Source organism: Rhodococcus sp. LB1, assembly GCF_001583455.1.
GTDB classification, from domain to species: Bacteria; Actinomycetota; Actinomycetes; order Mycobacteriales; family Mycobacteriaceae; genus Rhodococcus_F; species Rhodococcus_F opacus.
Window position 1 is genome coordinate 14,804 of the sequence record NZ_LTCZ01000071.1, and the last position, 15,118, is coordinate 29,921.

The window sequence follows — 15,118 nt, forward strand, 5'->3', positions numbered from 1 at the left end:
CGCCATGACTCAGAACCCCAACCTCCAGAAGCTCTCCGAAGCAGGCGTGTCGGTGTGGCTCGACGACCTCTCCCGTGACCGCATCGAGTCCGGCAACCTCGCCGAGCTCGTCGCGACCAAGAGCGTCGTCGGGGTCACCACCAATCCGTCGATCTTCCAGGCGGCACTCAGCAAGGGCCACGTCTACGACGCACAGGTCCGGGAGCTCGCCGAGCGCGGTGCCGACGTCGAGGCCACCATCCGCACGGTGACCACCGACGACGTGCGCGCCGCGTGCGACGTCCTCGCCCCGCAGTTCGAGGCGAGCCACGGCGTCGACGGCCGGGTCTCCATCGAGGTCGACCCGCGCCTCGCGCACGACGCCGACAAGACCGTCGCGCAGGCGGTCGAACTGTGGAAGATCGTCGACCGCCCGAACCTGTTCATCAAGATCCCGGCCACCGAGGCCGGTATCCCGGCCATCGCCAAGGTGCTCGGTGAGGGCATCAGCGTCAACGTCACGCTGATCTTCTCCGTGGAACGCTACGAACTGGTCATGGGCGCCTACCTGGACGGTCTCGAGGCCGCGAAGGCGGCCGGTCACGACCTGTCCCGCATCCACTCGGTGGCCTCGTTCTTCGTCTCCCGCGTCGACACGGAGATCGACAAGCGGCTCGACAAGATCGGCACCCCCGAGGCTCTCGAGCTGCGCGGCAAGGCGGCGCTCGCCAACGCCCGCCTCGCGTACGCCGCCTACCAGCAGGTCTTCGAGGTGCAGCCGCGGTTCCAGGGTCTGCTGCCGGGCGGTGCGCGCCCGCAGCGCGCGCTCTGGGCGTCGACCGGAGTCAAGAACCCCGACTACCCCGACACCCTGTACGTCGCCGAACTGGTGGCTCCGAACACCGTGAACACGATGCCCGAGAAGACTCTCGACGCGTTCGCCGATCACGGTGAGGTCGCCGGCGACACGGTGTCCGGCACCGCGGTCGAGGCGCAGGAGGTGTTCGACAAGCTCAGCGCCGTCGGCATCGATCTCACCGACGTGTTCAAGGTCCTCGAGGACGAGGGCGTCGACAAGTTCGAGGTGTCCTGGAACGAGCTCCTCGACGCCACGGCGGAGCAGCTGCGCGCAGCAGGGCAGAAGAGCTGATACGTGAGCGAGCCCGCAGCGTCAGACGAATGGGTCAATCCACTCCGCGACAGTAGGGACAAGCGCCTACCACGCATCGCCGGGCCGTGCGCGCTGGTGATCTTCGGTGTCACCGGCGACCTGGCCCGGCGCAAGTTGATGCCCGCCATCTACGATCTGGCCAATCGTGGTCTTCTGCCGCCCGGGTTCGCTCTCGTCGGGTTCGCCCGCAGGGATTGGTCGGACGAGGACTTCGGCAAGATCGTCCACGATGCCGTGCGCGACCATTCCCGCACACCGTTCCGGGAGGACGTCTGGGAGCGACTGTCGGAGGGCCTGCGATTCGTCAAGGGCAGCTTCGACGACCCGGCGGCCTTCCAGGAACTCGCCAACACTCTCGGGACGCTCGAACGTGAACGCGGGACCGGCGGCAATCACGGGTTCTATCTCGCGATTCCGCCGGACGCGTTCCCGGTGGTCCTGAAGCAGCTGTCCGAGGCCGGTCTCGCGCAGTCGAACGACCAACAGTGGCGTCGGGTGGTCATCGAGAAGCCGTTCGGTCACGACCTCGGGAGCGCACGTGAGCTCAACGCGGTCGTGAACGAAGTCTTCCCGGAGGACACCGTCTTCCGGATCGACCACTACCTCGGCAAGGAGACGGTTCAGAACATCCTGGCGTTGCGCTTCGCCAATCAGTTGTTCGATCCGATCTGGAACGCCCACTACGTGGATCACGTCCAGATCACCATGGCCGAGGACATCGGTCTCGGTGGGCGTGCCGGGTATTACGACGGGATCGGGGCGGCGCGCGACGTCATCCAGAACCACCTGCTGCAACTCCTCGCCTTCACCGCGATGGAGGAGCCGATCAGCTTCGAACCGTCCGAATTGCAGGCGGAGAAGATCAAGGTGCTCTCCGCCACCAAACTCGCCCAGCCGCTCGACGAGACCACCGCGCGCGGCCAGTATGCGGGCGGCTGGCAGGGCGGCACCCGGGTGGTCGGCCTACTGGAGGAGGAAGGGTTCTCGAAGGACTCCACGACGGAGACGTTCGCGGCCATCACCCTCGAGGTCGACACCCGCCGCTGGGCGGGGGTGCCGTTCTACCTTCGCACCGGAAAGAGACTCGGCCGTCGGGTCACCGAGATCGCCGTGATCTTCAAGCGCGCACCGCACCTGCCGTTCGATCAGACGATGACCGAGGAACTGGGGCAGAACGCCCTCGTCATCCGGGTGCAGCCGGACGAGGGTGTGACCATGCGGTTCGGGTCCAAGGTCCCGGGATCGAGCATGGAAGTCCGCGATGTCAACATGGACTTCAGCTACGGTCAGGCGTTCACGGAGTCGTCGCCCGAGGCGTACGAGCGCCTCATCCTCGACGTGCTCCTCGGTGAGCCCTCGCTGTTCCCCGTCAACGCCGAGGTGGAACTGTCTTGGGAGATCCTCGACCCCGTGCTCGCGCACTGGGCTGCGGACGGCAGGCCGGAACCGTACGAGGCCGGCACGTGGGGCCCGCCGTCGGCAGACGAAATGATGCACCGCACCGGTCGCGAATGGAGAAGGCCGTAGATGATCACCGACATTCCCGCGACCACCACCGGACAGGTCAACAAAAAGCTGGTGGAGCTGCGCAAGACCGGCGGCGCGGTGACCCTGGGACGAGTGCTCACGCTGGTGGTATGCACCCGAGACAGTGAGTACTCGGAGGACATCATCGACGCCGCCAACGAGGCGAGCCGGGAGCATCCGTGCCGCGTCATCGTCGTCGCCTGGGGGTCCCGTGACGCGGAACCCCGCCTGGACGCGCAGATCCGCGTGGGCGGCGACGCCGGCGCGTCGGAGGTCGTCGTGCTCCGCCTGTTCGGCGAACTCGCCGACCACGAGAGCAGCGTGGTGGTGCCGTTCCTCCTTCCCGACACTCCCGTCGTCGTGTGGTGGCCGGAGACCGCCCCGGAGGTCCCCGCCGAGGATCCGGTGGGCAAGCTGGCGATCCGGCGCATCACCGACGCGACCGATCGCGCGGATCCGGCCGCGGAGATCAAAAGCCGCCTCGCGTCGTACTCGTCCGGTGACTCGGATCTGGCGTGGAGTCGCATCACCTACTGGCGTGCTCTGCTGACCTCGGCCGTCGACCAGCCGCCGCACTCGCCGATCACGTCGGCGGTGGTGTCCGGGCTGGTGGACGAGCCGGCCGTCGACATGATCGCGGGGTGGTTGGCGAGCCGCGTCGACGTCCCCGTCACGCGGCGGGTCGGCCCGTTGTTCGTGGAGATCAACTTCGCCGACGGTAGTGCGTTGACCATCAGCCGCCCCCAGACCGGCACGACGGCGACGCTGACACGCACCGGCAAGCCTGATGCGCGGGTCGCGCTCCGCAGGCGGGAAACCAGCGAATGCCTGGCCGAAGAACTACGCAGACTCGACCCCGACGAGGTCTACGAGACCGCACTCGCCGGGCTGACGAAGGTGACGTATGAGTGACATCCACGTAGAAGTCCACCCCGACACCGACACGCTGGTGACGAAGGCCGCGGAGCGGTTCGTCGACACCGTCGTCGCCGCCCAGAAGGACCGCGGTACGGCAGCGGTGGTCCTCACCGGAGGCGGGACCGGGATCGGCCTGCTCGAGAAGGTCCGGCAGAACCCGGGCGACATCGACTGGCGTGCGATCGACATCTACTGGGGTGACGAGCGTTTCCTGCCGGCCGGCGACCCGGAACGCAACGATGTGCAGGCGCGGGCCGCGCTGCTCGATCACGTCGACGTCGACCTCGACCGGGTGCACACCATGCCCGTCGCGGACGGCATCTACGAGAACGACCCGGAGGCGGCCGCTGTCGCGTACGCACAGGTTCTCGGGGCGAACGCCGGCGGCAAGCAGGTTCCGGTCTTCGATGTCCACCTGCTCGGCATGGGCGGTGAGGGACACGTCAATTCGCTGTTCCCCGACACCGACGCGGTCCGCGAGGAGCACCGGTTCGTCGTCGCGGTGACGGACTCCCCCAAGCCGCCGCCGGTGCGGGTCACGCTGACCCTGCCCGCCGTCCGGCACGCCGACGAGGTGTGGCTCGTCGTGTCGGGTGAGGCGAAGGCCGAGGCCGTGGCCGCCGCGATCGCGGGCGCTCCCCCCGTCGAGATCCCGGCGTCCGGGGCGCGCGGACTGTCGGCCACCCGGTGGCTGCTCGACACGTCGGCCGCGTCCCGGCTGCCGAACTGACGCTCTCATCCGACGGGGTCCTCGTCGTCGTCCGCCGGTAACCCGGCGGGCGACCGAGGGTCCCGCTCGACCGGTGACCGGGTGACCCGGCATTCGGTGACGATCCGGCCGGCACGACGCGGACCCGCCGTACTCGTCCCCCGCCGTCCGATTCCCCCGCGCCAATAATCCGGGTTGCCCGCGCAGCGCCTCATCCGTCGCCCCAATTCGTCTCGGAAAAGTTCGTGCTCTTTCCCGTTTTGACGCAGCGACGGACGGTTCGGTTCCCCCGCCCCGCAAGAAAGTTCACGCACTTCTCGCGGGGCGCGGAAATCCCGGCCGGCTACCCGCTGTTGCGCAGCGCGGTCGCCAGCCCGTTCATCGTGAGCTGGATGCCGCGGCGCGTCTGATCACTGTCGTCCCCGGCCCGGTAGCGGCGCAGCAGTTCCACCTGCAGGTGGTTGAGGGGCTCGAGGTACGGGAACCGGTTGTGCACCGACCTCTCCAGACCGGGGTTGTCGGCGAACAGGGTGTCGTTCCCGGTGATCGCCTTGTACATCCGGATCGTCCGCTCGTGTTCCTCGGCGATCTTGCCGAACACCCGTCGGCGGAGTTCCTCGTCGGGAACCAGCTCCGCGTAGCGGGCGGCGAGGCCCATGTCGGACTTCGACATCACCATGGCCAGGTTCGACAGCACGGTCCGGAAGAACGGCCACTTCTCGTACAGGCGGGACAGCGTGGCCACCCTCTCGGGGTCGCCCTGCGTCCATTCCTCGAACGCCGCACCCGTGCCGTACCACCCGGGCAGCATGACCCGGGACTGACTCCACGACAGCACCCACGGGATGGCCCGGAGATCGGAGATGGACGTGGTCTGCTTCCGTGAGGCGGGCCGGCTGCCGATGTTGAGGGCCCCGATCTCCGCGACCGGAGTCGACATCTCGAAGTACTCCACGAATCCGGGTGTCTCGTGCACCAATTCGCCGTAGGCGCGGCGGGCCAGCGCAGCGAGCTCGTCGAGGATGCGGTACGCCGGTTCGGCGTCGTCGCCGAGTCCCTCGACGTCGAGCAGGGTGGCTTCGAGGGTCGCGGCGAGCAGCGTTTCGAGATTGCGTTGCGCGAGGCGGGGTTCCGCGTACTTGGCGGCGATCACCTCGCCCTGTTCGGTGATCCGCAGGGAGCCGGCCACCGCGCCGGGCGGTTGCGCGAGGATCGCCTCGTAGCTGGGGCCGCCGCCGCGACCCACGGTGCCGCCGCGACCGTGGAAGAGCCGCAACCGGATTCCCGTCTTGCGAGCGGCGTCCACCAGATCCAGCTCCGCGCGGTACAGCGCCCAGTTGGCCGCCAGGTAGCCGCCGTCCTTGTTGGAATCGGAGTACCCGAGCATCACTTCCTGGGAGTCGCCGCGCGACGTCACCAGCGCCCGGTAGATCGGCACCTCCAGGGTGGCTTCGAGGGTGGCCGCACCCTGCTGCAGGTCTTCGATCGTCTCGAACAGCGGCACGATGCCCACCGGGCAGGACGGCGCCTCCCCCGATCCAGGGTCGAGCAGACCCACCTCCTTCAGCAGCACAGCGGCCTCGAGCATGTCACTGACGGAGGTGCACATGCTGATGATGTAGTTGGGCACGGCGCCCGCACCGAGTGTCCGGACCGCGTCGGCGCCGGCCTGGAGAATGGCCAGCTCCTTCGCGGTCAGCTCACTGAACTTCGCGTTCGCAGTGGTCAGTGGGCGCCGGGTCGACAGCTCCGCCGACAGCAACTCCACCCGCTCGGCCTCGGACAGCGACGGGTAGTCGGCGTGCACGCCCGCCCACGCCAGCAGCTCGGCGACGACCGTCTCGTGCACGTCCGAGTTCTGCCGCATGTCGAGTCCGGAGAGGTGGAAACCGAACACCGCAACCGAGTCCCGCAGGTTCGCCAGCCCGTCGTCGGCGATGGTGCCGTCACCCCCACGCCGCAGGGAGTCGTCGACGATGTCGAGTTCGTCGAGCATCTGCCGCGGGGTGTCGTACGGTGCGAGCCCGAGGTCGAGCCCGTGATCGGGTGCCTCACCGAGAATGCGGTGCGCGGTGGCCGTGAGACGACCCCGGATGCCCCGCACCGCACGCCGGTAGGGCTCGTCGGCGCGGAACGGGGAATCGTCCTGCGACGCCGAGGCCAGGAGGTCGAGCCCGGGGGTGACGGTGACGAGGCGAGCCGACATCGACAGTTCGCGCTCGAGCGTCTCGAGTTCCCCGAGGTGATGCTCGAGGGCGGTGGCCGCGGCACGGGTGGTGGCCTGCCGGACCACCTCGTCGGTGACGTAGGGGTTGCCGTCGCGGTCTCCGCCGATCCACGACCCGGGACGCAGAATCGGTTCCCCGCTCAGATCCGCGTCCGGCCACCGCGACCGCAGGGCAGTGCGCAGTTCGGCGTTGATCTTCGGGACGACCTCGAACAGTGCCGCGTCGTAGTACCGCAGCCCGACCTCGATCTCGTCCTGGATCCGCAACCGCGACAACCGGATCAGCGCGGTCTGCCAGAGGGTGAGGATCTGCCGCCGCAGCCGGACGTCGACGTCGGCCGTCTCGGTCTCGGTCAGGGCGGTGCGCTCGCGGTAGCGCATCAGTTCCGTGATCCGGGACTGGGTTTCGAACACCGTCCGGCGGCGGGTCTCGGTGGGATGAGCGGTGATGACCGGCGACACGAGCGCCCCGCGCAACGCGTCCGCGACGACGGCGCTGTCGAGGTGCGCGGCGTCGAGTTTGGCGAACGTGGCGGTCAGGGTGCTGTCGGGGGCGGGTTCACCGGCGGCGACGTGGACGGCACGCCGGCGTTCGCGGTGGATGTCCTCGGCAAGATTGGCAAGCAGGGCGAAGTGGCTGAAGGCCCGGATGACGGGAATCGTGTCGCTCGTGGAGACCTGGGTGAACATGTCCGCCAGATCTGCGCGGTCGATCTCGGAACGACGAACCCGGAACGATTCGACCCTGGCCTTCTCGACGAGGTCGAAGACGCTGTCCCCGGCCTGTTCCCGCACTATCTGACCGAGGATGCCGCCCAGGAGCCGAATGTCTTCGCGGAGTGGTTCAGTGGCCTCACGTGGGGTTTCGATCATGCATCCAGTATCGACCGGTGACGGCCCGTCTGCATGGTGAAGCAGATCAGCCGAACTTGATCTCCAGGCCGATGCCGATGATGGCGATCAACCAGATCAGGCCGGTGAAGACGGTGAGCCGGTCGAGGTTCTTCTCGACCACGGTGGAACCGGACAGGCTCGACTGGACGCCGCCGCCGAACAGGCTGGACAGACCGCCGCCCTTACCGCGGTGCAGCAGCACCAGCAGAATCAGCAGCAAGCTGGTGACCACCAGCAAGATATCCAGGAACAGTTCCATGTCTGTCTACGTCCACCCATCCAGTAGGAACAACAACGACCTCGTACACCCTACAGGCGCTCCGCGCCCGTGCGCCTTTCCGGTACCTACAGCTACCGGAAAGGCGCACGGGCGCCGAAGGCGCCTTACGGCAGAGGTCCGCCCGCGGCGATCGCCGACAGCGTGGCGAACTCGTCGGCCTTCAGCGAGGCGCCGCCCACCAGGGCGCCGTCCACATCCGTCTTGCCGACGATCTCGCCGACGTTCTTGGCGTTGACGCTGCCGCCGTAGAGAACGCGAACACCGGACGCGACGTCCGGCGAGGCGAGCTCACCGAGCGTGGCGCGGATCGCGGCGCACACTTCCTGCGCGTCCGCGGCACTCGCCACGCGGCCGGTTCCGATGGCCCACACCGGCTCGTACGCGATGACGACCTTGGCGATGTCCTCGGCGGACAGTCCGGCGAGCGAGCCCCGCAACTGCTCGACGTTGTAGGACACGTGCTCTCCGGCCTCGCGGACGTCGAGGCCCTCACCGATGCAGACGATCGGGGTGATCCCGTTCTTCAGCGCGGCCTTGGTCTTGGCCAGCACGGTGTCGTTGTCCTCGCAGTGCAGGGTCCGGCGCTCCGAGTGCCCGACGACGACGAACGTGCAGCCCAGCTTGGCAAGCATGGAGCCGCTGATCTCGCCGGTGTATGCACCCGAATCCTGGGCCGACACGTCCTGCGCACCGTAGGTGAGCAGAAGCTTGTCGCCCTCGACGAGGGTCTGCACGCTGCGGATGTCGGTGAACGGCGGGATCACCGTCACGTCGACCTTGTCGAAGTACTTCGCCGGGAGCGAGAAGGCGATCTTCTGAACCAGCGCGATGGCCTCGAGATGGTTCAGATTCATCTTCCAGTTGCCGGCGATCAGCGGCTTCCGTGCCATGCCTCAGCCCTCCAGAACTGCGATGCCGGGGAGTTCCTTGCCCTCGAGGTACTCGAGGGAGGCGCCGCCACCGGTGGAGATGTGCGAGAACCCGTCCTCGGGCAGACCGAGCTGGCGCACCGCCGCGGCGGAGTCACCGCCACCGACGACGCTGTACGCGCCCTTCCCGGTGGCCTCGATGATCGCCTCGGCGACACCCTTGGTGCCCGCGGCGAACTTCTCGAACTCGAACACGCCCATCGGGCCGTTCCAGAACACGGTCTTCGCGCTGGTCAGGATCGCCGCGAACCGGCGAACCGACTGCGGTCCGATGTCGAGACCCATCCAGCCGTCCGGGATCTCGAGCACGGAGACGATCTTCGACTCGGCGTCGGCCGAGAACGAATCGGCGATGACCACGTCCTGCGGAATGTGGATCACGTCGGCGTACTGCTCGAGCAGCGCCTTGCACGTGTCGATCATCGACTCCTCGCACAGCGAGTTGCCGACCGACACGCCCTGCGCCGCCAGGAACGTGTAGTACATGCCGCCACCGATGACGAGGGTGTCGACCTTGGGGGCCAGCGCCTCGATCACCGCGAGCTTGTCCGACACCTTGGAGCCACCCAGCACGACCGCGTACGGGCGCTCGGGCTCCTCGGTGAGCTTGCCGAGCACCTTGATCTCGGCTTCGACGAGCGTGCCCGCGTAATGCGGGAGCAACTTGGCCACCTCGTACACCGACGCCTGCGCGCGGTGCACGACGCCGAACCCGTCGGACACGAACGCACCGTCGTCGCCGACGAGCTCGACCAGGGCCTTGGCGAGCTTCGTCCGCTCGGCCTCGTCCTTGCTGGTCTCCCGCGGATCGAAGCGGATGTTCTCCAGCAGGAGAACGTCGCCGTCCGTGAGCCCCTCGGCACGTGCCAGAGCGTCCTGCCCGACGACGTCGCCGGCGAGCTGAACGTTGCGTCCCAGCACCTCGGCGAGCTTCACCGCCACCGGTGCGAGGGAGTACTGCGGGTCGGGCTCGCCCTTGGGGCGACCCAGATGGGCGGTGACGATGACCTTGGCGCCCGCCTCCGCCAGCGCCTTCAGCGTCGGCGCGGAAGCGATGATGCGCCCGGGATCGGTGATCCGGTCACCGTCGAGCGGAACGTTGAGGTCGGAGCGCACCAGCACGGCGCGCCCCTCGACCCCAGCGTTCAGCAGGTCGTCGAGAGTCTGAACTGCCACTGTTACCGAACCTTCGCTCAGAGAGACTTGGCGACGAGACCGATGAGGTCGGCCAGACGGTTGGAGTAACCCCACTCGTTGTCGTACCAGGACACGATCTTGGCCTGATCGTCGATGACCTTGGTGAGGCCGGAGTCGAAGATCGAGCTGTGCGGGTCGGTGACGATGTCGGACGACACGATCGGAGCGTCCGTGTACTTCAGGATGCCCTTGAGCGGTCCCTCGGCGGCAGCCTTCATTGCGGCGTTGATGTCCTCGACGCTGGCCGACTTCTTCAGGTTCGCGGTGAGGTCGGTGACCGAGCCCGTGGGGATCGGGACGCGCAGCGCGTAGCCGTCCAGCTTGCCGAGCAGCTGCGGGAGGACCAGGCCGATGGCCTTGGCGGCACCGGTGCCGGTGGGGACCACGTTCAGTGCGGCGGCGCGGGCGCGACGCAGGTCGCTGTGCGGGCCGTCCTGCAGGTTCTGGTCCTGTGTGTAGGCGTGGACCGTGGTCATGAGGCCCTTGACGATGCCGAACTCGTCGTCGAGCACCTTGGCGATGGGGCCGAGGCAGTTGGTGGTGCACGAGGCGTTGGAGATGATGTTCTGGCTGCCGTCGTACTTGTCGTCGTTGACGCCCATCACGATGGTGATGTCCTCGCCCTTGGCCGGGGCGGAGATGATGACCTTCTTGGCGCCGGCCTCGAGGTGGCCCTTCGCCTTGGCTGCGTCGGTGAAGATGCCGGTGGACTCGACGACGACGTCGACGCCCAGGTCACCCCAGGGAAGCGCCGCGGGGCCTTCCTTGATCGCGAGTGCCTTGATCTTCTGGTTTCCGACGACGATGGTGTCTTCACCCTCGAGCGAGACGTCGTGCGGGAGACGACCCAGGATGGAGTCGTACTTCAGGAGATGCGCCAGCGTAGCGTTGTCCGTGAGGTCGTTGACCGCCACAATCTCGATGTCGGTGGTTCCGAGCGCCTTCTGCGCATCCACCGCCCTGAAGAAGTTACGTCCGATACGGCCGAAACCGTTTACGCCTACCCGGACAGTCACAATCTGCTCCTTTGCGCATGATTCTGGTTGTGCAGCTCTGCTCCCGCGCCGCTACGACACCACCGACGGGTGGTCGGCGCGAGGGTTCATCGGTCGATGTGGCTCTAACCCTAGTGCGCGCGCCACGCGCGCGCGCAGTCACCTCCGGGCACCCTTTCCGGGCCGCCCCGACCCGAACGAACGGGACGCTCGTTCGATCTGACGCAACGAGCGTCCCGTTCGTTGCGGAGTGGGGGTGGTGCGAGGCGACCGCCGACGACTGTCAGGCGTCGTCGAGAAGGTCTGCGGTGACGGCCGACTCGGTGTCGGGGATGCCGGTTTCCTTGGCCTTGCGGTCCGCCATCGACAGCAACCGCCGGATGCGGCCGGCGACGGCGTCCTTCGTCATCGGCGGGTCGGCGAGCTGGCCGAGTTCCTCGAGGGACGCCTGCCGGTGCTCCACCCGGAGGTGACCGGCCGCCGCCAGATGGTCGGGAACCTCGTCACCCAGGATGTCGAGGGCCCGCTCGACGCGGGCAGCGGCCGCGACAGCCGCCCGCGCGGACCGGCGCAGGTTGGCGTCGTCGAAGTTGGCGAGCCGGTTGGCGGTGGCACGGACCTCCCGGCGCATGCGGCGTTCCTCCCACACGAGGCGCGTGTCCTGGGCGCCCATCCGGGTGAGCAGCGCGCCGATGGCCTCGCCGTCGCGGATCACCACCCGGTCGGTGCCGCGGACCTCGCGGGCCTTCGCCGAGATACCCAGCCGGCGCGCCGCCCCGACGAGCGCGAGCGCCGCCTCCGGGCCGGGGCAGCTGACCTCGAGCGCCGACGACCGACCCGGCTCGGTCAGCGAACCGTGCGCCAGGAAGGCGCCGCGCCACGCGGCTTCCGCATCGGCGACGCTGCCACCGACGACCTGCGCGGGAAGCCCACGCACCGGGCGCCCCCGCAGGTCCAGGAGACCGGTCTGGCGGGCGAGTGCCTCGCCCTCCTTCGCGACCCGCACGATGTACCGGGACGACTTGCGCAGTCCGCCCGCGCTGAGGACGTGAACGTCGGCGCTGTACGTGAACAGGTCGAAGATCTCGCGGCGCAACCGGCGGGCCGTGGACCCCAGATCCACTTCCGCCTCGACCACGACCCGGCCGCCGACGATGTGCAATCCCCCGGCGAACCGCAGCAGCGACGAGACCTCGGCCTTCCGGCAACTCACATGAGTGACGACGAGACGACTGAGTTCGTCTTTGACCTCTGCTGTCATTGCCACGAAGCGCTCTCCCTTTCCTCTGGTGTCTCGGCCACTTCGCTCCCCCGAGACCCCGCATCGGGGTCGCTCCAGAGCTGTTCGAGAACGGACGCAAGTTTTCCTGCATGGTGCGTGTGGGTGCCGTGCTCCGACACGTCGGCGTACACGACGCGTGCCTGGAACTGTCCGGCGGCGCGGGCGAGGTGCTCGCGCTCGCGCCCCGGCGGCACCGAACCCGAATCGACCACGACGAAGTCGACGGTGAGTTCGGGTGCGTGTTGGGACAGTACGTGCAGATGACGCTCGGTGGAGAATCCTGCCGTCTCGCCCGGCTCCGGAGCCAGGTTGAGCACCAGCACCTTCCGCGCGGCGGTGGCGATCAGCGTGTCGAGGAGTTCCGGCACGAGGACGTGCGGGATGACGCTCGAGAACCACGACCCGGGGCCGAGGACGACCATGTCGGCGACGTCGATCGCCCGGACCGCGTCCGGGCATGCGGGCGGATTCGCCGGCAGCAGCCGCACGCGGCGCACCTTGCCGGGTGTGGTCGCGACCGCGACCTGACCGCGGATGCAGCGACTGACCCGCGGGTCCGCCTCGAGGCCCTGCACGTCGGCCTCGATGTCCAGGGCGATCGGCGACATCGGCAGCACGCGCCCGTTGATCCGCAGCAGCCGGGCGAGTTCGTCCAGCGCGGCGACCGGGTCGCCGAGCACTTCGGTGAGGCCGGCCAGGATGAGATTGCCCACCGAGTGGCCGGCGAGCGCGCCGATTCCGCCGAAGCGGTGCTGGATGGTGTCCGTCCAGTCCTGCACCTCGGGGTCGTCCGCGGCGAGTGCGGCGAGCGCCATCCGCAGATCCCCCGGCGGGATGACGCCGAGTTCGGCGCGCAGCCGTCCCGAGGATCCGCCGTCGTCCGCGACGGTGACGACGGCCGTGACGTCACGGCTGAGCCGGCGCGCGGCGCTGAGGGTGGCGAACAGCCCGTGGCCCCCGCCGAGCGCGACGATCGCAGGCGGCTGATGCACCGGCCTCATTCGCGCCCCAGATCACGATGGACGACACGCACGTTCAGCCCGGAGTCCTTTCCGAGGCGGCTCGCCAAGGCCTCCGACATCGCGACACTCCGATGTTTCCCTCCGGTGCACCCCACCGCGATGGTCATGTAGCGCTTCCCCTCCCGACGATATCCCGCGATCGTCAGATCCAGCAGGTGGTGATACGTGGCGAGATAGTCCTCGGCACCGTCCTGCGACAACACGTAGTCCCGCACGTCCGCACTCTGCCCCGTGTGCGGACGCAACTCGGGAATCCAGTGCGGGTTGGGCAGGAAGCGGACGTCGCAGACGAGATCGGCGTCCATCGGAAGACCGTACTTGAAACCGAACGACTGGACTGTTACTTGCATGGTCCGGTTCTCGGCGTCGCCGAACGCGTCCTCGATCTTCTGCCGCAACTGGTGCGCGGCGAGGGACGACGTGTCGATCACCAGATCCGCGGCGGCCTTCACCTTCGCGAGCTGATCGCGCTCGGCGGCGATGCCCTCCGACAGGGTGCCCTCGGCGCCTCCCCCCGACAGCGGGTGACTGCGGCGCACCTGTTCGAAACGGCGCACCAGGACCTCGTCCGACGCGTCGAGGTACAGCACCCGCGTGTGCACGGGTTTGCTCTCCAGTTCGGTGAGGACCCAGCCGAGGTCGCCGGTGAACAACCGGCTGCGCACGTCGATGACGACGGCGAGCCGCTCGAGCCGCGAATCGGATTCCAGGCTCAGATCCACCATTCGGGAAATCAGTTCCGGGGGAAGGTTGTCCGCGACGTACCACCCGAGGTCCTCGAGGACCTTCGCCGCCGTCTGCAGACCCGCCCCGGAGAGCCCGGTGACGAGAAGGAAGTCCATCGGCCGGACCGTGGGTGGACGGTCGCTCTGCGCGTGCTGCTCGTTCACTCGACACCTGTCCGTTGCGATGCGCTCTGTGCTGCCGGGCCGTGCTGTGCTACCGGTTCGCGGGGAATGTCCGCGCCGTTCTGTTCTGCCGTGCCCGGCCCGTTCCGATCTGATTCATCATCCCCCACTCCCGCGACGTCCGCAGACGGTTCCTCCGCCCCGAGAGCGGTGAGTACCGCTTTCGCCGTGGCCGTTCCGATGCCGGGGACCGCGGTGATCTCCTCGACGGAGGCTTGCTTGAGGCGGGCGACGGATCCGAAATGCGTCACCAGGGCCTTGCGCCGGGTCTCGCCGAGCCCGCGGACCGAGTCGAGGGCGGACGCCGTCATCCGGCGGGACCGCTTGCTGCGGTGGAACGTGATCGCGAAACGGTGCGCCTCGTCGCGCACCCGCTGCAGCAGGTACAGCGACTCGCTCGTGCGCGGGAGGATGACCGGGTCCTCCTCCCCCGGCACCCACACCTCCTCGAGCCGCTTGGCCAGCCCGATCACGGCGACGTCGGTGATGCCCAGTTCGTCGAGCACCGCCGAGGCCGCGGCCACCTGCGGGGCTCCGCCGTCCACGACGAACAGGTTCGGTGGGTACGCGAACCGCCGCGGCCTGCCGGTCTGCGGATCGATCGCCGCCTCCGGCGCCAGATCGCCGCCGTCCCCGCCCGACACCTGGTCGGCGTCCGCCCCGGCCGCTTCGGCGCGCAGCACCCCGACGTCGCGGTTGTGCCGGAGGAACCGCCGCCGGGTGACCTCGGCGATGCTGGCGACGTCGTCGGAGCGACCGTCGCCCGCGGCCTCCTTGATCGCGTAGTGCCGGTAGTCGGACTTGCGGGGCAGGCCGTCCTCGAAGACGACGAGGGAGGCCACCACGTCGGTGCCCTGCACGTGGCTGATGTCGACGCATTCGATGCGCAGGGGCGCCGAGTCCAGGTCGAGGGCCTCCTGGATGCCCTGCAGGGCCGCCGACCGCGACGTGAAGTCGCCGGCGCGGCGCAGCTTGTGCTGTTGCAGCGCCTCCATCGCGTTGCGCTGCACGGTCTCGGCGAGAGCCTTCTTGTCGCCGCGCTGCGGCACGCGGAGGCGGACCGCGGATCCGCGGAGACCG

General features: G+C 68.5%; 13 protein-coding genes. 4 read left to right on the plus strand and 9 right to left on the minus strand.

The genetic code is table 11. The features are described 5' to 3' along the window. The first annotated feature begins 4 nt into the window (after positions 1-4). Genes tal through pgl form a run of 4 tightly spaced genes read left to right on the plus strand, consistent with a single transcriptional unit; the run spans position 5 to position 4,325 of the window. Positions 5-1,129, plus strand: a complete 1,125-nt coding sequence (tal, locus tag AZG88_RS13185) for a transaldolase (RefSeq protein WP_061697941.1) — start codon at positions 5-7, stop codon at positions 1,127-1,129. A gap of 3 nt (positions 1,130-1,132) precedes the next feature. After that, entirely contained in the window at positions 1,133-2,677 is a 1,545-nt protein-coding gene (zwf, locus tag AZG88_RS13190) for a glucose-6-phosphate dehydrogenase (RefSeq protein WP_005241793.1), read from the plus strand. Further along, positions 2,678-3,589 carry a glucose-6-phosphate dehydrogenase assembly protein OpcA gene (gene opcA, locus AZG88_RS13195; protein WP_005241791.1) on the plus strand — a complete coding sequence of 304 codons (912 nt, stop codon included), beginning with the start codon at positions 2,678-2,680 and terminating at the stop codon, positions 3,587-3,589. It begins immediately after the preceding gene. Beyond that, on the plus strand, positions 3,582-4,325 hold the full coding sequence (gene pgl / locus AZG88_RS13200; protein WP_005241790.1) for a 6-phosphogluconolactonase: 744 nt from the start codon (positions 3,582-3,584) through the stop codon (positions 4,323-4,325). The genes opcA and pgl overlap by 8 nt, the downstream gene beginning before the upstream one ends. Positions 4,326-4,647: 322 nt before the next feature. On the opposite strand, the gene ppc is transcribed toward pgl, so the two are convergent. From ppc to uvrC, 9 genes are all read right to left on the minus strand, one after another. Continuing rightward, positions 4,648-7,404, minus strand: coding sequence for a phosphoenolpyruvate carboxylase (gene ppc, locus AZG88_RS13205; RefSeq protein ID WP_061697942.1), 2,757 nt, complete (start codon positions 7,402-7,404; stop codon positions 4,648-4,650). A gap of 46 nt (positions 7,405-7,450) precedes the next feature. Then, on the minus strand, positions 7,451-7,684 hold the full coding sequence (gene secG / locus AZG88_RS13210) for a preprotein translocase subunit SecG (RefSeq protein ID WP_005241788.1): 234 nt from the start codon (positions 7,682-7,684) through the stop codon (positions 7,451-7,453). A gap of 125 nt (positions 7,685-7,809) precedes the next feature. Continuing rightward, the gene (gene tpiA / locus AZG88_RS53540; RefSeq protein WP_005241787.1) at positions 7,810-8,595 is read right to left on the minus strand and encodes a triose-phosphate isomerase; all 786 of its coding nucleotides are present in this window, start codon (positions 8,593-8,595) and stop codon (positions 7,810-7,812) included. A 3-nt stretch (positions 8,596-8,598) separates the two neighbouring features. Continuing rightward, positions 8,599-9,810: a phosphoglycerate kinase gene (locus AZG88_RS53545; RefSeq protein ID WP_005241786.1), complete on the minus strand. Its 1,212-nt coding sequence runs from the start codon at positions 9,808-9,810 to the stop codon at positions 8,599-8,601. 17 nt (positions 9,811-9,827) lie between these two features. Then, the gene (gene gap / locus AZG88_RS13225; protein ID WP_005241784.1) at positions 9,828-10,847 is read right to left on the minus strand and encodes a type I glyceraldehyde-3-phosphate dehydrogenase; all 1,020 of its coding nucleotides are present in this window, start codon (positions 10,845-10,847) and stop codon (positions 9,828-9,830) included. 262 nt (positions 10,848-11,109) lie between these two features. Then, on the minus strand, positions 11,110-12,093 hold the full coding sequence (gene whiA / locus AZG88_RS13230) for a DNA-binding protein WhiA (protein ID WP_005262275.1): 984 nt from the start codon (positions 12,091-12,093) through the stop codon (positions 11,110-11,112). After that, positions 12,084-13,109, minus strand: a complete 1,026-nt coding sequence (locus AZG88_RS13235; protein ID WP_005241779.1) for a gluconeogenesis factor YvcK family protein — start codon at positions 13,107-13,109, stop codon at positions 12,084-12,086. The genes whiA and AZG88_RS13235 overlap by 10 nt, the downstream gene beginning before the upstream one ends. Continuing rightward, a complete protein-coding gene (gene rapZ / locus AZG88_RS13240) occupies positions 13,106-13,972 on the minus strand; it encodes an RNase adapter RapZ (RefSeq protein WP_043943921.1) in 867 nt (288 codons plus the stop codon). Before rapZ ends, AZG88_RS13235 begins: the two co-directional genes overlap by 4 nt. 44 nt (positions 13,973-14,016) lie before the next feature. Next, positions 14,017-15,118: excinuclease ABC subunit UvrC (uvrC, locus tag AZG88_RS13245; RefSeq protein ID WP_082833297.1), on the minus strand; the 1,102-nt coding region annotated here is incomplete at its 5' end.